A 22,370-nucleotide genomic window follows, 5' to 3' on the forward strand; every position below is an offset into this window, starting at 1 on the left:
CCTGACGAGTGTGTAGGGCTTTTTGCATGGGATCGATGGGGGGCGAAGACGTTTGACCCCCGGGGGCCGGTCCTTCATACCCCCTGCCATGTCTGCCTTCCGGGGATACTCCGTCGGATTGGTTGCCGTCATCGCGGTGGCCTCTTTGGCCTCCTTCGCGCTGAATACCTTCGTCAATCCATGGCGGGTCACGCCCATGCCCTGGTCGTCGGAGTCGCTCGAGCCCTACCGCGACATTTCCTCGCAGCTCCGCACGGGGAAGGCGGGTATCGTGCGCGCGAACGAAGGCATCGGCGTGGGGCTCATCGGCTCCTCCCGCGTGGCGAATGGCCTGGACCCGGAGTATGCCGGCTGGCATCGCGAGGACGTGGTGAATCTCGGCTGCCTCGGCGGCTTCATCTACGAGAGCAGCGCGATGGCCCACTACCTGATGCAGGAGCGGGAGGTGGAGGTCATCCTCTTCGGCGTGGACCCGGGCGATCTCAGCTCGAAGAAGGACACGCGGCCCATGGGGGACTTCCACGCCTCGCCGCTGGCCAGCAACGAGGAATTCTTCAACCGCGAGATCCGCTACCTCATCGGCGTGTCCACCTTCGAGGCCTCCGTGGAAACGCTGAAGCGCGCCTCGCTGGACGAGGTGTCGCAATACACGTCGAAGGGCCTGCGCGCGAATCCGAAGAGGCGCGGCCAGCGCGTGCAGATCGACTTCATCCGGGCACGCATCAAGAGTGAGGCCGCATTCGACGTGATGACAGGGGCGAATCCCGCGGTGAACCCGGACAAGGCGAAGGTGCTCGAGGACCTGATGCGCGAGGCCCGGCGGCGGGGCGTGAGGCTCGTCGCCTTCTACCACCCCTCCCACGCGCTGATGTATGCCCGCGCCGCGGACGTGGATGCGCCCGACGTGGTGTATGAAAACGAGCGCCGCGCGATGCTGGACCTCGCGCGGAAGGTGAATGCCGAGGATCTGGAAGGCCCGCCGGTGGAAGTGTGGGACTTCGCGGGCTTCCACCCGCTGAATTGCGACCCGCTGCCGCAGGACGCCGAGTCGGTGATGCCGAGCTGGGGCGACCTGGAGCACTACTCGCTGGAAGTGGGGAATATCATCCAGTCCCGCATCATGGGCTGGCCGGTGCCGGTGCAGGGCGCGGAGAACTACGGCCGGCGGCTCACCTCGGCGAGCATCGAGCCGTGGTTCCGGGACGTGCGCGAGGGCTACCGGGCGTATCTCACGGGAGCAGGTGCCGCGGACGTGGCGAAGAAGGAGGAGTGGATCGCGGAAGGGGTCGCCAAGGCGAAGTGAAGTGACATGCTATTCAATTCCTACTTCTTCCTCTTCGTCTTCATGCCGGTGGCCCTGCTGGGCTATCACCTGCTGAGGAAGGCACCCTTCCGCCTGTCGCTCGCCTGGCTCGTCCTGGTGTCGCTGTACTTCTACGGCATCTGGAATCCGGACCCGGACGAGCCGTGGAGCCCGAAGTACCTCGCGATCATCCTGGGATCCTGCGGCTTCAATTATTTCCTCGGGCGCAGGTTGTCCGCGCTGAAATTCACCGCGCCCGGCAAGCTGCTGCTGGCGGGCGGCATCACGGCGAACCTGCTGCTGCTCGGCTACTACAAGTATGCGGGCTTCCTCGCCGGGGTGAGCACGTCCCTGGTCGATTGGCCGGGCGACATCGGCACCATCATCCTGCCGCTGGCGATCTCCTTCTTCACCTTCCTCCAGATCGCGTACCTGGTGGATGCCTACCGCGGGGAGACGGAGGAGTACCACTTCACGGACTACCTGCTCTTCGTCACCTTCTTCCCGCACCTCATCGCGGGCCCGCTGATCCATCACCGGGAGATGATGCCGCAGTTCGAGCGGAACAAGGACCGCGGGCTCAGGTCGCGGGACTTCGCCATCGGCATGACCATGCTCGCGCTGGGCCTCTTCAAGAAGGTGGTGCTGGCCGACTACCTCGCGCGCACGGCCACGCCGATCTTCAATCTCGCGGCGGGCGAGGTCCGCGATCCGACGATGGCGGAGGCGTGGGCGGGCGCGATCACCTACACGCTGCAGCTCTACTTCGACTTCTCCGGCTACTCGGACATGGCGCTCGGCACGGCGCGCATGTTCGGCATCCGCTTCCCGCTGAATTTCCACTCGCCGTACAAGGCGGTCTCCATCGTGGACTTCTGGCGGCGCTGGCACATGACGCTGTCCCGCTTCCTGCGCGACTACCTCTATATCCCGCTCGGCGGGAACAGGAAGGGCCCGTCACGCCGCTACGTGAATCTCTTCCTGACCATGCTGCTCGGCGGCATCTGGCACGGCGCGGGGTGGACCTTCATCATCTGGGGCGCGCTGCACGGCGGCTACCTGTGCCTGAACCACGCGTGGGCCGGCCTGCGGAAGAAGATGGGCTGGCCCGCGCTGCCGAAGCCGCTGGCGATCGGCCTGACCTTCCTCGCGGTGGTCGTCGGCTGGGTCTTCTTCCGCGCGCACGACGTGGAGACGGCGCTGGAAATGCTGGGGGCCATGTTCGGCTTCCACGGCATCCAGGGCTGGCCGCCGGAGGCCGTGGTGGCGGTGAAGGCGAAGCGCGCGCTGGTGCCCATCGTCCTCGGCCTCATCGTCGTCTGGGCGCTGCCGAATACGCAGGAGTTCCTGCGCCGCTACCGGCCCGCGCTGGACATCGCGGAAGCGACCGGCACCACCACCGGCCCTCTCCGCTGGTGGCAGTGGCGGCCCACGTGGCAGTGGCTGCTTTTCACGCTCGCCGTGATCTACGCGGTGGGCCGCAGCTTCGACAATCTGAGCGAGTTCATCTACTTCCAGTTCTGAGGTGGGGAAAGCGAAAGGCGCGGCCCGCCGGATGGCAGACCGCGCCTCATGATGCGCCCTTGGAAGTCTCCGGGGAGAATCAGTGGGCCGTCACGGTGGCATTCGTCACCTTGCCCTCGTAGGCGTGGGGTGCGGCGTATTCGCCGACCGCGGCACCGCCGTCATTTCCCACGGTGAGGCCCTGGCCTGGAGCGCGGGTGACGATGCTGGCGAGCTTGCCTTCACCGGCGGGCTGGCCGTCCACGGCGAGCTTCACCTGGCCGTCTGCCGCCACGGTGGCCTCGACCTTGCGGCTGCCGGCGGCCACGGGCTCGGTGCCCACCACCGAGGAGAGCTCGCCGCCATCCCGCACGGAGAGGACCAGCTTCCCCCGGGCGAGGTGCAGCGCGTAGCCGCGCGAGGTGCCGCCGTGTGCGAGGATCACGCCGTCCTTTGGCTCGCCCTCGATCTGTGCGGCGATCGTGAAGCCCTTGCCCGCGATGTCCGGCGAGTTCTCCGCGGAGAGCGCGTCGCCCGATTTCCACGGGCCGGTGCGCGAGGCATTCCCCGCCACCTCGCGGCGGCGCTGTGCATTGCGGCGGTTGCCGTTCGGCGTCCACTTCGGATCCACGAGCGTCGCGTTCCAGGCGTTCCAGGCCTCGGTGAGTTCCTTCACCTTGTCCGGATGCTCCGAGGCGAGGTCGTTCTTCTCGCCGATGTCGGTCGTGAGGTTGTAGAGCTTCGCGCCGTCGGCGCTGGCCTTCCCTCCGCCGTAGCGGATGCCGTCCTCGGCGGACTTCACCAGCTTCCACTCGCCCTTGCGGATGGCGATCTGCTGGCCGAAGCGCCAGTAGAGCGCCTCGTGCGGGGCCTCGGTCTTGCCGCCCTCCTTCAGGTAGGGAAGGAGATTCACGCCATCCAGCTTCCATGCCGGGTCGATCTCCACGCCCGCCGCGGCGAGGCTGGTCGGCAGCAGGTCGAGCTGGATCACCGGGCGCTCGTCCACCTTGCCGGCGGGGATGGTGCCCTTCCACTGGATGGCGAAGGGCACGCGGATGCCGCCCTCGGAAGTCTGCGCCTTGTAGCCCTTCAGCGGACCGTTGCCGGAGGTGATCGACTGCGTCGGCCCGCCATTGTCGCTGATGAAGTAGACGATGGTGTCTTCCTCCAGCTTCAGGTCGCGGACCTTGTTCAGCACCGTGCCGACCGAGTCATCGAGCGCGGACAGCAGCGCGGCGAACTTGCGGCGCTTCGGATCGGAGATGGAAGCGAAGCGGTCGTCGTACTTCTTCAGCGTGTCCAGCGGGGCGTGGACGGCATTGAAGGGCAGATAGACGAACCACTGCTGGTCCTTCTTCCGCTCGATGAAGGACGCGGCCTCGCTCGCGAAGGTCTCGGTGAGGTAGCCGGTCTCCTTCACCGGTTCGGTGCCGCGGAGCACGGCATTGTCGCCGCGACCCGGCTCGAAGTAGCCGTGCGCGCCCCCGAGGAAGCCGTAGAATTCATCGAAGCCGCGCTTCTGCGGGTGGAATTCCGGGGTGTTGCCCAGGTGCGACTTGCCGAACCATCCGGTGGCGTAGCCCGCGGACTTCAGGCGGTCGCCGATGGTGGTCTCCTGCAGCGACAGGCCGATGGCGGTGCCTGCCTCGACCGGGTTGCCGGGATTGAATTCATGGCCGAAACGCTGCTGGTAGCGACCGGTGAGAAGTCCGGCGCGGGTCGGGCTGCAATACGGGCCGCTGACGTAGCCATTCGTGAAGCGGACACCGTTCGCCGAGATGCTGTCGATGTTCGGAGTGGGGATGTCCTTCGTGAAGCCCTGCGAGGTGAGCTCGCCCCAGCCGAGGTCGTCGGCGACGATGAGCAGGACATTCGGCTTCCGCTCGGCGTGGGCGGGGATGGCGACTGCGGCCAGCAGGCCGAGGATCATGTGGTTCGATTTCATGACGATAGGATGGGTCGGGGAGGGAAAGGATCTCACGGGGTGATGGAGGCTGTCGCGTCCGGAGCGGTGACAGGATAGTCGCGGTCCGGGATGCTGCGGAGGTTCATGCGCTGGGTCTTCGGGTCCTGATAGACGCAGACGAGCCAGCGGCGGTCGCGGCGGACGGCGGCGCGGGACTCGGTGAGGCGGTTCCACTTGCCCTTGTCGTTGAATTCGAATTTCACGCCATGGGTGGTGCCTTCCTCGCCCTGGAGCTCGATGCCCGCGACGCCCCCGGGCTTCACCTCGGCATACGCCCGGCCGATCGCGCCGCGCACCGGGTGCTTCGACACGTTCACCAGCCGGTAGGTGCCGAGAGGGAAGCGCTCGCGGGTGTAGTCGATGGCGAATCCGCGGTAAGGCTCCGCGCTGCCCGCCGGTGCGGGCGTCAGGACGATGAGCGCCTTCGAGAGATCGCCGGGGATGGTCACCTTCGCCGCGGGCTTCGACTTGTCGTCGGCGTGGAAGAGCAGCAGCGGCTCGCCGGGGGCGAGCGTCACCTTCACCGCGTCCGTGATATTCGCGGTGGAGAGGCGGACGGCCTGGCCTTCCGCGCCGTCCGGCACCTGGATGGACTGCACGCCGGGCGCGTACTGGAAGCAGAAGAAGGACGCCTGGATGCTGCGGCTTTCCGGAGCCGCGTGGAGCGGGGCGGTGAGGCTGGCGAGGGCAACGAGTGCGGCGATGGACTTCATGGTCATGAGTGCTTGTTAGATTTCCTCGGGCTTCAGCCAGCAGAAGGAGACGAGCTCGATGCGGCGGCCGAAGGTTTGATTGACGGTGGAAGCAGGGGCGGAAGCGGTGGGGTCGGCGGGATCGACGTAGTCCGGGATGCGCTGGACTACGGCCTCGGCCCAGGCGCGGACCTTCGTGCCGCGGCCATCGGCGGCCTCGCCATACGTGCGGATGCGGAAGGTATCCCCGCGCACCACGAGCTGCGGTGCCAGCGGGGTGAGCAGGTCGGCCTGGTTCACGATGCCCGGCGCGCCGTCGGCGGTATTGCCGGTGCCGAGGTCGTAGGCGGTATCGAGCACGGCGTCATTGATGCCCGCGCGCTCGATCGCGGCCTGCAGCGCACCGCTGCGGGCGAGGTCCCCGCCACCCGGGCGACGGTTCACGAATTCGGCGAGCGACTGGAATGGGCCGCGCTCCTTCACCTCGGCCACGATTTCCTCGGCCAGCCTCTCGATCTGGTCGCCGGTCAGGCGGCGGTAGCCATTCCACTTCGCGTGGTCGCCATCCAGCCCGCCGCCCGCCGACTCGAAGTCACCGGCCGCGGCGTGCGAGTGGCGCAGCACCGGCAGGCCCTCGCCCTCGTGGGCCGTGCGGGTACCGCCCTCGATGATTGGCGCGGCGAGGCCGAAATTCGACGCCAGCACCGCCTGCCATGCGGACACGCTCGTGGAGTTCACATTGAAAGGCGCATCGATCAGTAGGTGCGGTGCGATCTCGCGGTAGCCGGACTCCGTGCCGGTGAGCTTTTCTAACAGCTCATTCTTGTCCGCGCTCCCGGCATAGGGGAGGAAGCGGCGGTTCGGCAGGTGCTTGCCCTCGGAGAAGAAGCCGCCGAGCAGGTCGCTGGCGGTGCGTGCATCGCTGCCGGGCAGGGCCGGGTGGTCCGCCGCGGAGGAGAGGAACCACGAGTCGAAGAGCGCGTTGTTCGCGAGGTAAGAGTGATCGAGGTAGGTGCGGTTCCCTGCGGATGAGCGCACGGCATCGCCACCGAGCAGCGGCGGAGCGAAGGAATTTGCGACCACCTGGGAGGTCAGCGGGAGCTGCCCGCCGGCATTCAGCGGCGCGTGGCGGAGCTGGGCCAGCGAGTGCGCCGGGGCCAGCGGCATGCTTGCGTAGGTGGCGAATTCCGATCCACTCTGCGCGTAGATACCGGGTCCGCCGTAGCCGCGGTTGCCGTCGTTGCTGATCTCGATGGTCGGGCTGTTCGGCGGCCAGTCGGTCATCACCTCCCACTTGAGCTCGTACTGGTGGTGGGAGAAGTCCTCGGTCTGGTCGATGCCGCCGGAGGCGTAGTGGTTCAGCGGGGCATTGTTGATCCACGAGCGCGAGCCGAAGCGTGAGTCGCGCTCGGTCTTTTCCTGGAAGGTTGCGATGAGGAAGGGCTCCTTGAAGCGCAGCGCGTGGCGGGCCGGTGGCAGCCCGCCGGTGCTGCCCTTCGGGATCGAGGGATTCACCACGATGGTCGGCAGGTCTTCCTTCGGGAAATGCGGGAGCAGCTCTTCCTCGCGGTTGCCGTAGTCGAGCTCGATGCCGCCGAGCAGTCGCGAGACATTGCCGCCGCCGAGGTAGTATTTCAGGAAGCCGGTCACTTCCTTGCCGCCGGTTTCCTTGAAGTTGTCGATGCCCGCGCGCTCGGCCTTCACCTCGAGCTGGATGCGGTCGCCGCCCTTCACCGCCACGGTGCGGACGGCCTTGCCGTAGTCGGAGCCGGAGGTGGCACCGTTGTTGTTCACGAAGATGTTCTGCGTGGTCACGCCGCCCACCTCGGCATCGCTGGCATTCCCCGCGGGCGGGTGGAAGCCGGGGCGCAGCGTCACGCCGGTGATGTTGTATTCGTGGTCGCCGTGGATCTTGTGGTTGTGCGCGGTGAAGACGACGTGCTCGCCGGGGGCCAGGATGCGCTCCTCGGCACCGTCCTCGGGCAGGATGTTCAGCCGGTAGTAGCGGGCCTCGCGGGTCTTGAAGTCTTCCACGGTGTGCGCGTTCGTCAGCTTCGTGTACTCGTTGTTGATGAGCTTGCCGTTCTTGTAGAGGCGGAAGGCGAGGGGGATGCGGTAGAAGTCGATGCGCGCGCCGGTGAAGCGCATCGGGACGTTGTAGGGATTCCACAGCGTGATGACGGGATCGATGACGATCCATGTGATGTATTCGTCGCGCTGGTCCGCGGGCGTCGTCTTCGCGGTACCATTCGTCCGCATCGAGGAGAGCGTGTCGGCATTGTATCCGAAGGCCACGCTGAAGACGAACTGCGCCTTCGCGATGACCGGGGCGAGCTGTTGCTCGGTGAAGGCCTTGTGCCGGAGGAGCTGAGATGCGGCGGTGGCGGAGGTGGGGCGCGCCGTCACGGAGCTGACCGTGGCGTCGATGGCCGGGGTGCTGCCGGTGAGGCGCGTGAAGGAGCGGTAGTGCGTGTGCAGCAGCGACCACGCGGGGTCGGGCGTCGGCAGGGGATTCGCGCCGGAGAAACGCGCGGGCGCGGCCACGAGCGGCGTGCCCTGGCCGGAGTAGAGGAAGCGCGTGGCGAAGTCCCCGGGCAGCGTGGCCGAGTCGAAGAGGCGCGAGAGATCCTGCTGCCAGCCGCCGTCCGCGGCATTCGTCAGCAGGCCGAGGCTGCCGGTGGTGAGGTCGTGGAAGCCGGCGTCCTTTTCCTCCACGCCGGTGAAGCGGAGCTGGCCCGTGGTCAGCAGCTTGGCCGGGTCGTTCTTCTCATCGGCGAGCGCCGTCCACTTCTCCACGGCAGCGAAGCCGGGGCGCGCGGCGGAACTACTACGGTCATAGGAGCCGGCGAAGGTCGCGGCTTCCTCCGCGTCGTCGTGGGGGAGGGAGATGGATGCCTTCTGCGCCTCGTCGAAGACAGCCCAGGCGAAGCGCTGGTCCTGCGACCCCTGGATGCCGACCAGGTCGGCCTTCACCTCGTCGGTCCCGCCGATGAGGCGCACGCTGTCCGCGGCGGGCTCCTCCGTCGCGTAGGATTCCTCGCCCGTCCGCCGCGGATCGGGCGAGGAAACCAGCCAACCACGGAAACGGTCCGACTTCTCCTTCTGCCAATCCGGCGTGGTGCCCTCGCCCTTCCACTTCCACCCGTCCCACACGCCGGTGAGGTGCGGGCGCGGGCCTGTGCCGCGGATGGAGGCGGGGGCGGTCACGCGCTGGTCCGGTCCGGCACTCGCCTGCAGCTCACCGATGGCGAGCTGCAGCGCGAGGCGGGCATTCCCACGGGCCTGCTGCAGCAGGGTCTCGTGCGAGGATGTCCGCAGGCCGACGGTGGACAGCGAGAGCAGGCCGACCGCCAGCACGAGCAGGAGCATGAGCAGCGACATCGAGACGACGAGGGCGAAGCCCCGGTCGGCGGACGGTCTGGTGGAGCGCGAGGTCATGTGCAGGGTCGGATCGGGAAGCAGGGACGAAGGCGTCAGGGGAGGATCATGGGAGATCCTGGATGCGGAAGAAGCGGGCGGGCGTGGTGGCCGGCGTCACCGGGATGGTGGCCGTGCCCGCGCCGAGCGCGTCCGTGGTCACCGTGCCCAGGTCTTCATCGAAGGCGGACAGCGTGGCGGAGCCGCGCACGGCGTAGGCGGTGGAGGGTGCCCCGGTGAAGTGGATCACGAAATTCCCGCCCTGGATCGCGGACGATACCACGACCGGCGCGACTGCCGGCGTCTCGCCCACCGTGACGGTGATGGTCCGCGTGAAGGTGCCGCCGGGTCCGGTGAAGGTGATCGTGTAGGTGGTGGTGGCCGGGGGCGTCAGCGTGACCACCGCATTTCCATTCACCAGCGGCACGTTCCCGATGCCGTGGTCGATGCTCACGGAGGTGATGTCCGGGCCCACCTTGATGGTGAGGTCCGTCGATCCGCCGGGCGCGACGGTGGTGGCCGCGGTGTCGAGCTGGATGACGCCGGAGGTGCCGCTCCACCAGGCGGCGCGGTGCGCGGCGATGCGGGAGTCCGTGGTGTCGCCGTCCGCATCGGGATCGTCGAGCAGCGTGTCGTAGATGACCACCTCGTCGATCTCGCCGCGCCATTGGTCCGCGGTGAGGGACTTGTGGATGCCGATGTTCCAGGCACCGCTCGTCGCTTCCAGGAGGAAGTTCGGATTGAAGGTGGTGCCGTCGGGATTCAGCCCGTCCTTCGTGGAGCCCGCGAGCTCGCCGTCGATGTACCAGCGGATCTCGGTGTGCAGTGCGTCCACCACGACCACGAAGTGCGCCCAGGCCTCGGCGGCGAGTCCGGTGTCGCCGTCCTTCCGCTCGCCCTGGCCGAGGAAGGTGCGGGGCAGCCCGCTGTCCTCGGCGATGCCGAGCAGCACGCGACCGGTTCCATTCAGGTCCGACTGGCTGACCACCGCGCGGTTCAGCGTGCTGATGGCGGCGTCGCGACGGACCACGCTTTCGATGGTGAAGCCGGGGTCGAGCTGGCCGGGATTCAGATTGAAGGTGGTGATCACCCCGCCCGCCGCATTCAGCGTGATGGCACCGTCCACGCTGCCCGCCGTGCCGCTGACCACCGTGCCGGTGGGGCGGCCGTTGTGCGGTGCGCCATTGTCCGCGGAGTCCACGAAGATCTCGCTGCCCGCGGGTTCATTGAAGCGATACCATGCGACCGGCCCGGCCTGCCGCACGGCGGTGGAGAAGGCGGTCTCCGCATCCAGCGCGGTCTCCGCATTCGTGGTGCCGGTGGCGTTCACCGCGGAGAGCGTGAATTGCGTGGCGGCACCCGCTTCCACGTCGGCATATCCTTGGAGAGAAGAGGAAGCGTGCAGCTCGGTCGCGCCTGCCTTGATGGTGAGCGTGGTTGGATTCGGCGCTTCGCCCTCGGCCACCTTCCAGTGGACGCGCACTTGGCCGGGCGTGCCGAGCTTCGTCACTTCGAAGCCCTTCACGATGGGTGCCTGATATTGGCGGGCGGTGATGGCGATGGTGCTGGTGGTGCTGCCGGAGGGGCCGGTGGCGGTCACCTGGTAGGTCGCGGTCGCCGGGGGATTCGCGGTGATGACCGCGTTGCCATTCACGATCGGGACGGTGCCGACGCCGTTGTCGATGGTCACGGAGGTGATGTCCGCGCCGACCTTGGCGATGAACTGCACGGGGTCGCCCGCATTGATGAGCGTCTTCGAGGCGCTGAAGTCGAGCAGGCCGGTCGTCTCGCTCCACCAGGCATTCCGGTGGGCGGCGATGCGGGAGTCGGAGAAGTCCGCGTCGGCATTCGGATCGTCCAGCAGGCGGTCATACACGGCCAGCTCGTCGATGTGGCCCTTCCAGTAGTTTCCGGTGAGGGCCTTGCCGATGCCGATGATCCACTCGCCGGTGGAGGACTCGACGGAGAAGTTCGGATTGAAGGTGGTGCCGTCGGGATTCAGGCCGTCCTTGCTGGAGCCCGCGAGCTCGCCGTCGATGTACCAGCGCACCTCGGTGTGGATGCGGTCCACCACCACGGCCACGTGTGCCCACTGGTTGTCGTGGACCTTGCCGTCCGAGTGCTTTGCCTCGCCGCCGCCGATGTCGCTGATGAGCTTGCCATCCGCGGGGGAGGTGAGGAGGAGGCGGCCGTAGGTGCCGCGCTGGGCGAGCACCACGGGATTCGGCCCGATGATGCCGGGCTCGCGGCGGATGACTGCCTCCACGGTGAAGCCCGCGGTGACATTCGCCGGGTCGAGGATCGTATTCGAGATGATGCCGCTGCCGCCGTCGAAGTGCGCCGCGCCATCGACGAAGCCCGTGCTTCCCGTCACCGGTTGGCCGAAGACGCGGCCATTGTGCGGTGCGGCGTTTTCCGCGGAGTCGGCGATGAGCAGCGAGCCCGCCTGGTCATTGAAGCGGAACCACGCGACCGGCGAGTCCGCGCGCACCGCGGTGCCGAAGGCGGTGTCCGCCGCCACCGTCACGGTGTCCGTGGTGGTGCCGGTGGCATTCGTCGCGCTGAGGGTGAAGGTGGTCGCGCCGTTCACGTTCACGTCGGCGAAGTTCTCCAGCGTGGAGGGCGTGTGGACCACGGTGTCGCCTGCCCTGATGACGATATTGGTGGCGGCGGCCGCACCGCCTTCCGTGACGCGCCAGTGGAAGCGCACCCTGCCGGACGAGGGCAGCGAGGTGGCCTCGAAGCCAAGTACGGCAGGCACCGTAGCTACGGGCGGCGTGACCGACGAGGCATTCCAGAAGAGCGCGCGGCTCACCGTGCCGGTGAAGCTGAAGGCATTGTGGACGTCGAAGGGCGGGCCGAAGTTGTTCCCCGCGCTGTTTCCGGAGAGGCCGCCCGCGTTCGCCGCGGAGAGCGTCTTCACCGAGATCGTGTCGTTGCCGGACCAGTTCCCCGGCGTGCCGGAGATGGTGTGGGAGGAGAAGACGCTGGTGCCACCGTCCGGCTGCACGCTCAGCTCCAGCGTGCCCTGGTGATTCCACGAGGCGGAGAAGGAGTAGGCGGTGCCCGCGGTCAGCTTGCCGATGGGGCTCTGCACGGCGATGGCCGGGAGCGAGGTGTCATTGAGCGAGGCGGGCAGCGTCGCGTCCGTGGAGCTTTGCTTCGACAGCACGGTCGGCACGCCATCGATGAGGTAGAGGCCGAAGCCATTCGACGTGCCGCCGATCTCGATGAGCAGCACGGTGCGGGCGTCGGCGGGCACCGCGCGGTCGAGGTCCGCGGCTGCGGGGGTGAAGGCGATGTTGAAGGTGAGGCCCTTCACGTGCTCCGGGTCATTCAGAGCCGGGATGCCGGATTGGCTGCCGGCGGTGCCGCCGTCATTCACGATGCCCTTCACATCGCTGTCGTAGAGGGCGGTGGCGGGGTCGAGGCCTACCAGGATGGCCGCCTCGGCCAGGCTGAAGCTGCTGCCGAGACCGGCGGCGAGGATGGCGAGGCGGAGGCTGCGGCGGGGATGGGAAAGATACATGAGTCTGCGGGTAGGTGGTCGGTCGGGGGATTTCAGTGGTGCTTGCGGACGCGCTTGAGCGCCGGGACGGCATGGGGCGGAGGGCCCTGGCGGAGGCGGGTGAGCAGGTCATCCGGCCGTGCTCCGGCGAGGATCCGCGCGCTCAGCGAGCGCCGGGTGGCTTCGCCCGGAGTCATGAATTGAAGTTTGTAGAGCAGCATGATAAGGTATCGGTTTTGGCCAAAAAAAGGCCGCTTGGAGCGGGAGATGAGATCGGATCAGGTCAGGTCGGGATCAGGAGTGGATCCCGGGGTTTGTGGAGCAGCGGGGGAAGGGATGGCCTTCGCTCACTCGCTCGTTCAGTCGGTCAGCGGTCGGTGGACCACCACGGCGGGCTCGGGAGAACCCAAGACACCCGCGCCCGCCGTGGCTTTCGCACGATCAACGGACGATGAAACCCAAAACACCGTCCGTTGGCCGCGAATCCATCCGGTGGAGCACCGGAAAACCGCGACGACGCCTAGCAACGGCAGCAACAACAAGCCGAGGTGGCCTCATCATGGGAGGCGGCGGCTCGCTTGGCGGCAGATGCTGTCGGGAAAAGTTTCATCGATCGTGCAGGAGAGTGGGTTGTTCCGATTCACCGCTGCGGTCGGGCTTTCATCCCGTCCCACGATCCGCGGTATCATGCCAACAAATGCTCCCCTGCTTGGGGTGGCGGTAATCGCTCGGCGGCCTCCTACCGGAAGCCCGCCTGCGGCTGACGGGCGGACTAATGCAGATAAGGAGGTGGGAGTTCAAGAAGTTTTTTCGGCGAAGTGGTTGCGGCCCCCTTTTGCCGCCTCGCGGCAGGGGATTCCACCGGTCACCCGTGGGGAATGGGGTACGGGGAAGCTGCCGCGACCCTTGGAATCACGTCGAAATGACGGTGGCGGGTCCGCTTTTTCCTCCCGCAGATCCTTCTACTCCCGGGCGAGTGGTGATTTCCTTATTGAAGTGGGGGATGGGAAGGTGGAATAAAGGGGTGGGAGATTCCGGAAAATCCGTCTTGACCACCCGCTTTTAATTCCTACCATTCGCTACACATTCGCCGATGCACCTTTCCAAGAAAGCCGAGTATGCTCTGCGCGCCGCCATTCACCTCGGTATTGCCACCGAGATGGGATTGCCGGTCGTGTCCGGTGTCGAACTCGCCGACGCGAACCGGCTGCCGCTGAAATTCATCGAGCGCATCCTCCAGGAGCTGCGCGAGGCAGGCATCGTCGAAACGAAACGTGGCAAGATGGGCGGCTACGCGCTCGCCACCGCTGCGGACAAGATCCGCATCGGCGACCTGGTGCGCCTGATGGACGGCCGCCTGGCCCCGATCTGCTGCGCGAGCGAATACGCCTACCAGCGCTGCACCTGCCCGGATGAGGACCACTGCGGCCTGCGGATGCTCATGATCGACGTGCGGAACGCGATCGCGAATATCCTCGACCGCTACACCCTCGCGCAGGTCGTGGAGGTGACGCTGCGGAAGATGCGCCGCGATGGCATCGCGCCGCCCTTCTCCACCCACCCGAGCGCGAAGGGTGTCGCCACGCCCGCACGCGGCAAGGCGAACCCCGCGGACGGCTTCCTCCAAGGACTTTCCCAACTAGTGACCGCCCCGAGCGATGAGCACCAAAGCAAATGAACGTCCGAAAACGGACCCTGCCCTGACAGCCGATTGGTTGGAAGTCGTGAGAAAGAAGGTCGAAGACCTGCGCTTCGGCTCCGTCCAGATCATCGTCCACGAAGGACGCGTGACCCAGGTCGAGAGCCTCGAGAAGACCCGCTTTCCCGCGAAGTCCGACGACCCCGGCTCCCTCTCCTGAAGTAACATATCTTTTCTGACATCGCGGAGCTGCACAGCCCCGCTTCGATTTCCAGATTCAGAGACCTGACCGGACCACCGGAGGAGCTCGGCGAACGGACCCCAAAAACGGTGAGAGCGTCCCGATTCGCATCTCCGTCCCGTTCCCGCGTTTTCCACGGTGGTCTCTTTTTGCCTGCGCGGCAGCTCCCCGAGTCCCGCAACCCCTTACCAGGGGCACCGAGCCTCTCCACACCGGAGCCATTTCCCAAGACAATGAAAACCTACACCACCCGACCCACGGGCGTGCGGAGATCCTCCGTCGCTGCCCCCGTGTACCGACTTACCAAGGCCCCGCTGCTTGCCGCGGCGGGTGCAGCCTTTGCCGTGCCCTCGACCAGCCTTGCATTCGACCCCTTCAGCACGCCCTCCGCCGAGGAGACAGCGCAGCTCGATGCATGGTGGAAGGCCTTCACCCTCTACAAGAACGACGACAACCCGCTGCTGCAGGAGTTCAAGCTGCGCGGCCGCTACCAGGGCCAGTATTACTGGGTGGACTCCGACCAGGGGGATGCGGACGCCTGGGAGGACCGCCGCTCGCGCTTCGGCTTCGATGCCAAGCTCCTCGACAAGAAGGTGGAGGTGCGCCTGGACTTCCAGAGCAACGACAGCTTCGAGGACACCTACGACCGGCTCGTGGATGCCTACGTGAAGTACCGCCCGACGGACTCGCTGGCCATCACGGTGGGCCGCATGAAGCCGTCCATCGGCTACTACGACTTCGTCCAATCGACCAACGCGCAGCCGACCTTCGAGCGCTCGCAGATCTTCAACCAGCTCCGCGTGGACCGCGCGACGGGCCTGGCGGTGGATGGCAAGGTGGGCAAGTTCTCGTGGGTCACCGGCGTTTACTCGAATGATACTGACCGCGAGTTCGGCACCTTCGGCGGGGCCTACAGCTTCAATGCGGGCGTGGGCTACGATGCGAAGGCGGACTTCGGCTGGGACCGCGCGGACTTCCACCTGGACTGGCTGCACAGCGGCCATGACAAGGACGACTACCTCTTCACCCGCTACGATGACATCGTCTCCGCCACCTTCTGGGGGCAGGAGGGGCAGTGGGGCCTGGTGGTGGAGGGCTTCCATGGCTCCGGCGGCGGTGGCCGGGACGAGGATGTCTTCGGCTTCTTCATCCAGCCGACCTACGATCTGATCCCGAAGCGCCTCCAGCTCGTGGGCCGCTACTCCTTCGCCACCGGCGACGGGCTGGACAGCGTGGTGCGCCAGACGCGCTACGAGTCCGAGGCGCCCGGCCTCACCGGCGGCGGCCGCGGCGATGAATACCACGCGCTCTACCTGGGCGCGCAGTACTTCATCCACGGCGACAAGCTGAAGCTGATGGCAGGTGCCGAGTATGCGGACCTCGATGGCGCCGGAAACGGTGGCGACTACGAGGGCACGACTTTTCTAACAGGCATCCGCTTCTCCTTCTGAGGCGGCAGCGCGGACATCGCACCGGCCGGAACCCTTTTTCACCATCATGAAAGCACACGCATTGATCCCCGTCCTGCTCGCAGCGCTCATCGCACTGCCGGGCTGCGGGGAGAAGCAGGGTTCCGGCAAGGTCACCGAGCTGCAGAACGTCTCCTACGATCCGACCCGCGAATTCTACGAGGAGGTCAATGCGGCCTTCGCGAAGAAGTGGGCGGCGGAGGGCAAGGGAGAGATCACCATCACCCAGTCGCACGGCGGCTCCGGGAAGCAGGCGCGCGCGGTCATCGACGGCCAGCCGGCGGATGTCGTCACGCTCGCGCTCTCGCTGGACATCGACGAGATCGCGCAGCGCACCGGCCTGCTGCCTGAGGACTGGCAGTCGAAGTTCCCCAGCAACAGCTCGCCCTACACCTCCACCATCGTCTTCGTCGTCCGCACGGGGAATCCGAAGGGCGTGAAGGACTGGGGCGATCTCGTGAAGGATGGCGTGCAGGTCATCACCCCGGACCCGAAGACCGGCGGCGCGCCGCGCTGGTGCTACCTCGCCGGCTGGGCATGGGCGGAGAAGCAGAATGGCGGCAGCCAGGACGCCGCCCGCGAATTCATCCGCAAGCTCTACCAGAATGTCCCGGTGCTCGATACCGGCGCGCGCGCATCCACCACCACCTTTGCCCAGAACAAGATCGGCGACGTGCTGCTGTCGTGGGAAAACGAGGCGCACCTCATCGAAAAGCAATTCCCCGGCCAGACGCAGATCGTCTATCCCTCGCTGAGCATCCTGGCCGAGCCGCCCGTGGCCGTGGTGGAAAAGACCGCCGCAAAAAAGGGCAGCACGGAGGCGGCGAGGGCCTATCTTGACTTCCTCTACACGCCGGAGGGGCAGGACCTCGCCGGGAAGCACTTCTACCGTCCGCGCGACCCGCAGGCCGCGGCGAAATACGCGTCCACTTTTCCCGAGATCGAACTCGTCACCATCGACCACTTCGGCGGCTGGCCGAAGGCGCAGCAAACTCACTTCGCCGATGGCGGGATCTTCGACCAGATCTACACTACCAAGTAATCCAGGAAACCCTCACCGATAGATACCGAAACCATGAAAGCACGATACTTCATCCCGCTCGCCCTGGCCACGCTGACCCTGCTGCCGGGCTGCAGCCCGAAGGGTGCGTCCGCCGGTGGCGAACTCGAACTCCAGAACGTCTCCTACGACCCCACCCGTGAATTCTACGAGGAGGTGAATGCCGCCTTCGTGAAGAAGTGGGAGGCCGACGGAAAGGGCAAGATCAAGGTCATCCAGTCCCACGGCGGCTCCGGCAAGCAGGCGCGCTCCGTCATCGACGGCCAGCAGGCGGACGTGGTGACGCTCGCTCTGGCCGGCGACATCGACGTGATCGCGAAGCAGGCGAAGCTGCTGCCGGACGACTGGCAGTCGAAGCTGCCTGACAACAGCTCGCCGTACACCTCCACCATCGTCTTCGTCGTGCGGAAGGGGAATCCGAAGGGCGTGAAGGACTGGGCCGACCTCATCAAGGAAGGCACCCAAGTCATCACCCCGGACCCGAAGACCTCGGGCGGTGCCCGCTGGAACTACCTGGCCGCATGGGCATGGGCGGAGAAGGAATACGGCGGCGACCAGGCGAAGACGCTGGAGTACATCAAGGCGCTCTTCAAGAACGTGCCCGTGCTCGACACCGGTGCGCGCGCCGCGACCACCACCTTCGCCCAGAGCAAGATCGGCGATGTCTTCCTCTCCTGGGAGAACGAGGCCTATCTCATCGAGAAGCAATTCCCGGGTGAGACCGAGATCGTGTATCCCTCCATCAGCATCCTCGCCGAGCCACCCGTGGCCGTGGTGGAAAAGAATGCCGCGAAGCACGGCGCGACCGAGGCCGCACAGGCCTACCTGCAATTCCTCTACACCGATGAGGCGCAGGAATTCGCCGGCAAGCACTTCTACCGCCCGCGCAAGCCGGAGATCCTCGCGAAATTCAGCAGCAAGCTGCAGGACATCCCGCTGGTGACGGTGGACAAGGACTTCGGCGGCTGGGAAAAGGCACAGAAGACCCACTTCGATGACGGTGGCACCTTCGACCAAGCGTATGGTGTGAAGTGATGACGAGCATGCCTTTTTTCGGTGTTCAGTTTTCAGTTCCCTCGGAGCAGCCTGACGACCGGATCGCCTTTGCTGGATACCTGAACTGAATCCCGATTACTCCCCGATGCCAAAACAGCGCGTCATCCCCGGGTTCGGCCTATCGATGGGCATCACCATCTTTTGGCTGAGCGGCATCATCCTCATCCCGCTGGCCGCCTTGTTCCTCAAGGCGGCCGGCCTCGGCCCGTCCGAGTGGTGGGCCATCCTCAGCTCGCCGCGGGTCATCGCCGCGGCGAAGCTCACCTTTGGAGCCAGTGCCGCGGCGGCGCTGGTGAGCATGGTGCTGGGCCTGCTGGTGGCCTGGGTGCTGGTGCGCTATGAGTTCCCCGGCAGGAAGATCCTCGATGCCATCGTGGACCTGCCCTTCGCCCTGCCCACCGCTGTGGCGGGCATCACCCTCACGCAGATCTACGCGCCGAATGGCTGGCTGGGGAAGATCCTCTTCGAGTGGGGCATCCGCAGCGCCTACTCGTCGCTGGGGGTCTTCATCGCGCTCACCTTCATCGGCTTCCCCTTCGTCGTCCGCACGGTGCAGCCGGTGATGGAGGATCTGGGGCATGAGCTGGAGGAGGCCGCGGCCAGCCTGGGCGCGAGCCGCTGGACCACCTTCCGCCGCGTCATTTTCCCCATGCTGGTGCCCGCGCTCATCACGGGCTTCACGCTCGCCTTCGCCCGCGCCATCGGCGAGTACGGCTCGGTCATCTTCATCTCGGGGAATCTGCCGATGAAGACGGAGATCCTGCCGCTGCTCATCGTGAAGCAGCTCGAGCAATTCAAGTACGAGGCCGCGGCGGTCATCGCGTCCGGCATGCTCATCGTGTCCTTCGCGCTGCTCTTCCTCATCAATCTCCTCCAACGCCGCCTGAACTGGCAAGCCCGCTGAACCGATGGCCCATCGCTCCGTCACCACCGAGTCCGCGCCTGTCCGCTGGCTGCTCATCGGTCTCGCATTCGTCGTCCTCTCGCTCTTCCTGCTGCTGCCGCTGGCGGCGGTATTCATCGAGGCCTTCCGCCGTGGCGCGGACGTGCTGGTGAAGTCCCTAACCGAGGATGCAGCGCTGTCCGCGGTGAAGCTCACGCTCGTCGCCGCGGCGATCGCCGTGCCGCTGAATACGATCTTCGGCGTGGCTGCGGCGTGGCTCATCACGAAGTTCCGCTTCAAGGGCCGCTCCTTCCTGCTCTCGCTGATCGACCTGCCCTTCGCGGTCTCGCCGGTCATCGCCGGTCTCGTCTTCGTGCTGCTCTTCGGCGCGCGCGGCTGGTTCGGGCCCTTCCTTCAGGAGCATGACATCCAGATCATCTTCGCGCTGCCGGGCATCGTGCTCGCCACCGTCTTCGTCACCTTCCCCTTCGTCGCGCGGGAGCTCATCCCGCTGATGGAGAGCCAGGGCAGCGACCAGGAGGAGGCCGCGGTCACGCTGGGCGCCACGGGCTGGCAGCTCTTCCGCCGCGTCACCATCCCGAATATCAAGTGGGGCCTGCTCTACGGCGTGCTGCTGTGCAATGCCCGCGCGATGGGTGAATTCGGCGCCGTTTCGGTCGTCTCCGGCCACATCCGCGGCAAGACGAACACGCTGCCGCTGCACGTGGAAGTGCTCTACAACGAGTATCAATTCAGCGCCGCCTTCGCCTGCGCCGCTCTCCTCGCCCTGCTCGCCCTCGTCACTCTCGGCCTGAAAACCGCCGTCGAGCACTTCACCGGCCACTCCGCGAAGGGGCGGCACTAGAGAATCTCCCAACCACAGATGGACACTGATGAACACGGATGAAACAGCCGGATGGATGAGCGGGGATGAGCGCGTCTCTCGCTCCCTGGCTTCCACTTCCGTCCGCCTCACCACCACGTCCTCCAGTCTTCCGTCTTGAGTCTTCCAGTCTTGCGTCTTTTCCCATGTCCGTCTCCATCCAGTCCATCCACAAGACCTTCGGCACCTACACGGCGCTCGATGATGTCTCGCTTGAAATTCCCGATGGCTCGCTGACCGCGCTGCTGGGCCCCTCGGGCTCCGGCAAGACGACGCTGCTGCGGATCGTGGCGGGGCTCGAGTATGCGGACCCGGGCAGCGGGCGCGTGCTCTTCCACGGCGAGGACGTGACCGACGTGCCAGCGGGGAAGCGCGGCGTCGGCTTCGTCTTCCAGCACTACGCGCTCTTCAAGCACATGACGGTGGCGGACAATATCGCCTTCGGCCTCTCCGTGCTCCCCGGCTCGAAGCGCCCGGCGAAGAGCGAGATCACCGCCCGCGTGAAGGAACTGCTCCACCTCGTGAAGCTGGACGGGCTGGACAAGCGCCGCCCGCACGAGCTCTCCGGCGGCCAGCGCCAGCGCGTCGCCCTCGCCCGCGCCCTCGCCATCCGGCCAAAGGTGCTGCTGCTCGACGAGCCCTTCGGCGCGCTGGATGCCCAGGTGCGGAAGGACCTGCGCCGCTGGCTGCGGCAGTTCCACGACGAGATCGGCCTCACCACGCTCTTCGTCACCCACGACCAGGAGGAGGCCCTGGAGCTGGCCGACCAGGTCGTGGTCATGCGGAACGCCCGTATCGAGCAGACCGGCGTGCCGCAGGGCATCTACGATGAGCCTCGTACTTCCTTCGTCTATGAATTCCTCGGCGAGGTGAACAAGCTCGATGACGGGCGCTACGTCCGCCCGCACGAGATCGAGCTGAAATTCGCCGCGGAGGAGGGCGTGCAGCTCGCCGGGCGCGTGAATCACCTTTTCGTCGCCGGGCCCTTCGCCCGTCTCAGCGTGGTGCCGGAGAGCGGCAGCCGCCGGGAGATCGAGGTCTGGGCGACCCGCGAGCAGGTCGAGGAGATGGCCCTGGCAGAGGGGGACATCGTCGGCCTGCGCTTTCCCGATCCAAAACCCGCCGCCTCCTCCAAGGCACCTCACAAAACCGACCACACCATTCACTCGCCATGAAGCCGCTCTTCCCGCCGCCATCGACTTCAGAGGTCCGCCGCATCCTCGCGCCCTACTTCGAGATGGCGCTCGATGTGCCCGAGCTGCTCGTCAGCATCCCGTCCACCATCCACTCCGGCGGCACGGACTGGCCGGTGGTGAAGACGGTGCTGCGCCCGCAGGGCGAGGTGCGCCGCCGCCTGCTGGTGGTCGCCGGCCTCAGCCCGTACGACCGCGGCAGCACGGATGCCGTCTTTCACGCCACGCTGCGCCTGCTGCAGGCCCCGGCGGGCCACACCGAGCTGGTGGCTTACCCGCTGGCGGACCCGCTCGCATGGGCCGCAGGTGCCCCGGCCGCGGAGGAGGAAGTGCGCGCGATCTTCACCCGCGAACTCGCCTCGGAGCGCTACGACGGCCTGCTGGTGCTGCACGATGACCCGCTGACCGGCGGCCTCAGCTTCCGCCTGCCGCCGGAGGAAGCATCGCTGAATCTCGCCGCCGACCTGCTCCAGCAGGCCGGCTTCCCGCCGCCGCTGCTCGACCTGCAGCACCAGGGCGGACAGGGTGGGCGCCTCGCCCCGCTGGAGCCCGGTGACCTGGACGCCCGCGGCGGGAATGAGGGCAGCTCCATCGTGCTGCACGCCCTGCTCCCCGCTCTCCAGGGTCGCGCCGCATGCGCGAAGCAGGGTGCGGAGGTCATCCTCGATGTCCTCCAGCACTTCGGCGCGCTGGAGGAGCTGTGGAGAAAGCAGGCCTGAGTCTTCCGCTGCTACTATTACCCTAGTAGCAGCGACTGCGCCCCCTCGATGAAGATCTCCGTGCCGGTGACGTGCGCGGAGGCATCCGAGGCGAGGAAGGCGATCACCTGGGCCACCTGGTCCGGGTGGCCCGGCGTGCCCCCGGTGAGGGGCACGTCGCCCGCCGGATACTCCACCGGCAGGTGCAGTCCCTCGATGGACCGCCGCTCGGTGCTGTCCTCGATATTCGTCTCGATGGCACCGGGGCAGACGGCATTCACGCGGATCTTGTCCTTCGCGAGTTCGAGAGCCGTCATTTTGCAAAAGGCGACCTGCGCCGCCTTCGAGCATGAGTAGGCGGTCGCACCCGAGTTGCTGAAGACGCGGGTGCCATTGATGGAGGAAACGACGATCACCGATCCGCCGAGGCGCTTCAGGTAGGGCAGCGCGAGCTTCACCGTGAGGAAGGTCCCGCGGAGATTGATGCCGATGGTGGTATTCCACTCGTCCACCTCCAGCTCCTCCAGCGGTGCCCATACGCCATTGATGCCGGCATTCGCGACGACGATGTCGATGCCGCCGAGCTTTTCCCCGATCTCCGCAATCGCCTGCTCCATTTCCCCGGACTCGCTCACGTCCGCGCTCACGCAAAGGACCGCGCCCGGGTCGCCGGGCGAGATCTCCGCGGCGGCGCTTCTCAATTCACCGGGATCGCGCCCGATGATGGCGACCCGCGCACCGGACCGGGCGAGCAGCGTGGCCGTGGCCTTGCCGATGCCGGAGCCGCCGCCGGTGACGAGGGCGACCTTTCCGTCGAAGTTGTAGCTCACTTCCTTGCTCATGGGATATCGATGCGCGG

The 22,370-nt window shown here is 66.6% G+C and carries 17 protein-coding genes; 11 read left to right on the forward strand and 6 right to left on the reverse strand.

Going from position 1 to position 22,370, the window contains the following annotated elements; genetic code table 11:
* Positions 1 to 88: 88 nt before the first annotated feature.
* Positions 89 to 1,303 carry a hypothetical protein gene (locus OKA04_RS09755; RefSeq protein WP_264500966.1) on the forward strand — a complete coding sequence of 405 codons (1,215 nt, stop codon included), beginning with the start codon at positions 89 to 91 and terminating at the stop codon, positions 1,301 to 1,303.
* Positions 1,304 to 1,309: 6 nt separating this feature from the next.
* Positions 1,310 to 2,827: an MBOAT family O-acyltransferase gene (locus tag OKA04_RS09760; RefSeq protein ID WP_264500967.1), complete on the forward strand. Its 1,518-nt coding sequence runs from the start codon at positions 1,310 to 1,312 to the stop codon at positions 2,825 to 2,827.
* A gap of 79 nt (positions 2,828 to 2,906) precedes the next feature.
* Here the strand turns inward: OKA04_RS09760 and OKA04_RS09765 are convergent, their stop codons facing one another.
* From OKA04_RS09765 to OKA04_RS09785, 5 genes are read right to left on the reverse strand one after another with little or no spacing between them, the layout of a single operon-like run.
* Positions 2,907 to 4,751, reverse strand: coding sequence for a sulfatase-like hydrolase/transferase (locus OKA04_RS09765; protein ID WP_264500968.1), 1,845 nt, complete (start codon positions 4,749 to 4,751; stop codon positions 2,907 to 2,909).
* 32 nt (positions 4,752 to 4,783) lie between these two features.
* Positions 4,784 to 5,485: a hypothetical protein gene (locus tag OKA04_RS09770; RefSeq protein WP_264500969.1), complete on the reverse strand. Its 702-nt coding sequence runs from the start codon at positions 5,483 to 5,485 to the stop codon at positions 4,784 to 4,786.
* Between the two features lie 15 nt (positions 5,486 to 5,500).
* Positions 5,501 to 8,902, reverse strand: coding sequence for a hypothetical protein (locus OKA04_RS09775; protein ID WP_264500970.1), 3,402 nt, complete (start codon positions 8,900 to 8,902; stop codon positions 5,501 to 5,503).
* 46 nt (positions 8,903 to 8,948) lie between these two features.
* The gene (locus tag OKA04_RS09780; RefSeq protein ID WP_264500971.1) at positions 8,949 to 12,410 is read right to left on the reverse strand and encodes a LamG domain-containing protein; all 3,462 of its coding nucleotides are present in this window, start codon (positions 12,408 to 12,410) and stop codon (positions 8,949 to 8,951) included.
* A 32-nt stretch (positions 12,411 to 12,442) separates the two neighbouring features.
* Positions 12,443 to 12,610: a hypothetical protein gene (locus OKA04_RS09785; RefSeq protein ID WP_264500972.1), complete on the reverse strand. Its 168-nt coding sequence runs from the start codon at positions 12,608 to 12,610 to the stop codon at positions 12,443 to 12,445.
* 872 nt (positions 12,611 to 13,482) lie between these two features.
* Here OKA04_RS09785 and OKA04_RS09790 point away from each other — a divergent pair.
* The 9 genes from OKA04_RS09790 to OKA04_RS09830 all read left to right on the forward strand — a co-directional run bounded on the left by OKA04_RS09790 (position 13,483) and on the right by OKA04_RS09830 (position 21,532).
* Entirely contained in the window at positions 13,483 to 14,067 is a 585-nt protein-coding gene (locus OKA04_RS09790) for an RrF2 family transcriptional regulator (RefSeq protein ID WP_264500973.1), read from the forward strand.
* 46 nt (positions 14,068 to 14,113) lie between these two features.
* Complete coding sequence (locus OKA04_RS09795; protein ID WP_264500974.1) at positions 14,114 to 14,248, forward strand: YezD family protein; 135 nt, start codon at positions 14,114 to 14,116, stop codon at positions 14,246 to 14,248.
* A gap of 254 nt (positions 14,249 to 14,502) precedes the next feature.
* Entirely contained in the window at positions 14,503 to 15,720 is a 1,218-nt protein-coding gene (locus OKA04_RS09800; RefSeq protein ID WP_264500975.1) for a porin, read from the forward strand.
* A 46-nt stretch (positions 15,721 to 15,766) separates the two neighbouring features.
* Positions 15,767 to 16,780: a sulfate ABC transporter substrate-binding protein gene (locus OKA04_RS09805; protein WP_264500976.1), complete on the forward strand. Its 1,014-nt coding sequence runs from the start codon at positions 15,767 to 15,769 to the stop codon at positions 16,778 to 16,780.
* Positions 16,781 to 16,813: 33 nt separating this feature from the next.
* Positions 16,814 to 17,833, forward strand: a complete 1,020-nt coding sequence (locus OKA04_RS09810; protein WP_264500977.1) for a sulfate ABC transporter substrate-binding protein — start codon at positions 16,814 to 16,816, stop codon at positions 17,831 to 17,833.
* 106 nt (positions 17,834 to 17,939) lie between these two features.
* Positions 17,940 to 18,758 carry a sulfate ABC transporter permease subunit CysT gene (cysT, locus tag OKA04_RS09815; protein WP_264500978.1) on the forward strand — a complete coding sequence of 273 codons (819 nt, stop codon included), beginning with the start codon at positions 17,940 to 17,942 and terminating at the stop codon, positions 18,756 to 18,758.
* 4 nt (positions 18,759 to 18,762) lie between these two features.
* Complete coding sequence (cysW, locus tag OKA04_RS09820; protein WP_264500979.1) at positions 18,763 to 19,602, forward strand: sulfate ABC transporter permease subunit CysW; 840 nt, start codon at positions 18,763 to 18,765, stop codon at positions 19,600 to 19,602.
* A gap of 164 nt (positions 19,603 to 19,766) precedes the next feature.
* The gene (locus OKA04_RS09825) at positions 19,767 to 20,795 is read left to right on the forward strand and encodes a sulfate/molybdate ABC transporter ATP-binding protein (RefSeq protein WP_264500980.1); all 1,029 of its coding nucleotides are present in this window, start codon (positions 19,767 to 19,769) and stop codon (positions 20,793 to 20,795) included.
* Positions 20,792 to 21,532: a hypothetical protein gene (locus OKA04_RS09830; protein WP_264500981.1), complete on the forward strand. Its 741-nt coding sequence runs from the start codon at positions 20,792 to 20,794 to the stop codon at positions 21,530 to 21,532. Before OKA04_RS09825 ends, OKA04_RS09830 begins: the two co-directional genes overlap by 4 nt.
* 17 nt (positions 21,533 to 21,549) lie before the next feature.
* Here OKA04_RS09830 and OKA04_RS09835 read toward each other — a convergent pair whose 3' ends face one another.
* Positions 21,550 to 22,353: an SDR family oxidoreductase gene (locus OKA04_RS09835; RefSeq protein ID WP_264500982.1), complete on the reverse strand. Its 804-nt coding sequence runs from the start codon at positions 22,351 to 22,353 to the stop codon at positions 21,550 to 21,552.
* Positions 22,354 to 22,370: the final 17 nt, after the last annotated feature.

Source organism: Luteolibacter flavescens, assembly GCF_025950085.1.
Taxonomy (GTDB): Bacteria; Verrucomicrobiota; Verrucomicrobiia; order Verrucomicrobiales; family Akkermansiaceae; genus Haloferula; species Haloferula flavescens.

What these genes read in the sequence shown, in the direction of transcription:
- OKA04_RS09810 (WP_264500977.1), top strand. Translation starts at nt 16,814, where the DNA reads ATGAAAGCACGATACTTCATCCCGCTCGCCCTGGCCACGCTGACCCTG.
- OKA04_RS09790 (WP_264500973.1), top strand. Translation starts at nt 13,483, where the DNA reads ATGCACCTTTCCAAGAAAGCCGAGTATGCTCTGCGCGCCGCCATTCAC.
- OKA04_RS09765 (WP_264500968.1), bottom strand. Translation starts at nt 4,751, where the DNA reads ATGAAATCGAACCACATGATCCTCGGCCTGCTGGCCGCAGTCGCCATC.
- OKA04_RS09760 (WP_264500967.1), top strand. Translation starts at nt 1,310, where the DNA reads ATGCTATTCAATTCCTACTTCTTCCTCTTCGTCTTCATGCCGGTGGCC.
- OKA04_RS09800 (WP_264500975.1), top strand. Translation starts at nt 14,503, where the DNA reads ATGAAAACCTACACCACCCGACCCACGGGCGTGCGGAGATCCTCCGTC.
- OKA04_RS09825 (WP_264500980.1), top strand. Translation starts at nt 19,767, where the DNA reads ATGTCCGTCTCCATCCAGTCCATCCACAAGACCTTCGGCACCTACACG.
- OKA04_RS09755 (WP_264500966.1), top strand. Translation starts at nt 89, where the DNA reads ATGTCTGCCTTCCGGGGATACTCCGTCGGATTGGTTGCCGTCATCGCG.
- OKA04_RS09805 (WP_264500976.1), top strand. Translation starts at nt 15,767, where the DNA reads ATGAAAGCACACGCATTGATCCCCGTCCTGCTCGCAGCGCTCATCGCA.
- OKA04_RS09780 (WP_264500971.1), bottom strand. Translation starts at nt 12,410, where the DNA reads ATGTATCTTTCCCATCCCCGCCGCAGCCTCCGCCTCGCCATCCTCGCC.
- OKA04_RS09835 (WP_264500982.1), bottom strand. Translation starts at nt 22,353, where the DNA reads ATGAGCAAGGAAGTGAGCTACAACTTCGACGGAAAGGTCGCCCTCGTC.
- OKA04_RS09775 (WP_264500970.1), bottom strand. Translation starts at nt 8,902, where the DNA reads ATGACCTCGCGCTCCACCAGACCGTCCGCCGACCGGGGCTTCGCCCTC.
- OKA04_RS09785 (WP_264500972.1), bottom strand. Translation starts at nt 12,610, where the DNA reads ATGCTGCTCTACAAACTTCAATTCATGACTCCGGGCGAAGCCACCCGG.
- OKA04_RS09830 (WP_264500981.1), top strand. Translation starts at nt 20,792, where the DNA reads ATGAAGCCGCTCTTCCCGCCGCCATCGACTTCAGAGGTCCGCCGCATC.
- cysT (WP_264500978.1), top strand. Translation starts at nt 17,940, where the DNA reads ATGCCAAAACAGCGCGTCATCCCCGGGTTCGGCCTATCGATGGGCATC.
- cysW (WP_264500979.1), top strand. Translation starts at nt 18,763, where the DNA reads ATGGCCCATCGCTCCGTCACCACCGAGTCCGCGCCTGTCCGCTGGCTG.
- OKA04_RS09770 (WP_264500969.1), bottom strand. Translation starts at nt 5,485, where the DNA reads ATGAAGTCCATCGCCGCACTCGTTGCCCTCGCCAGCCTCACCGCCCCG.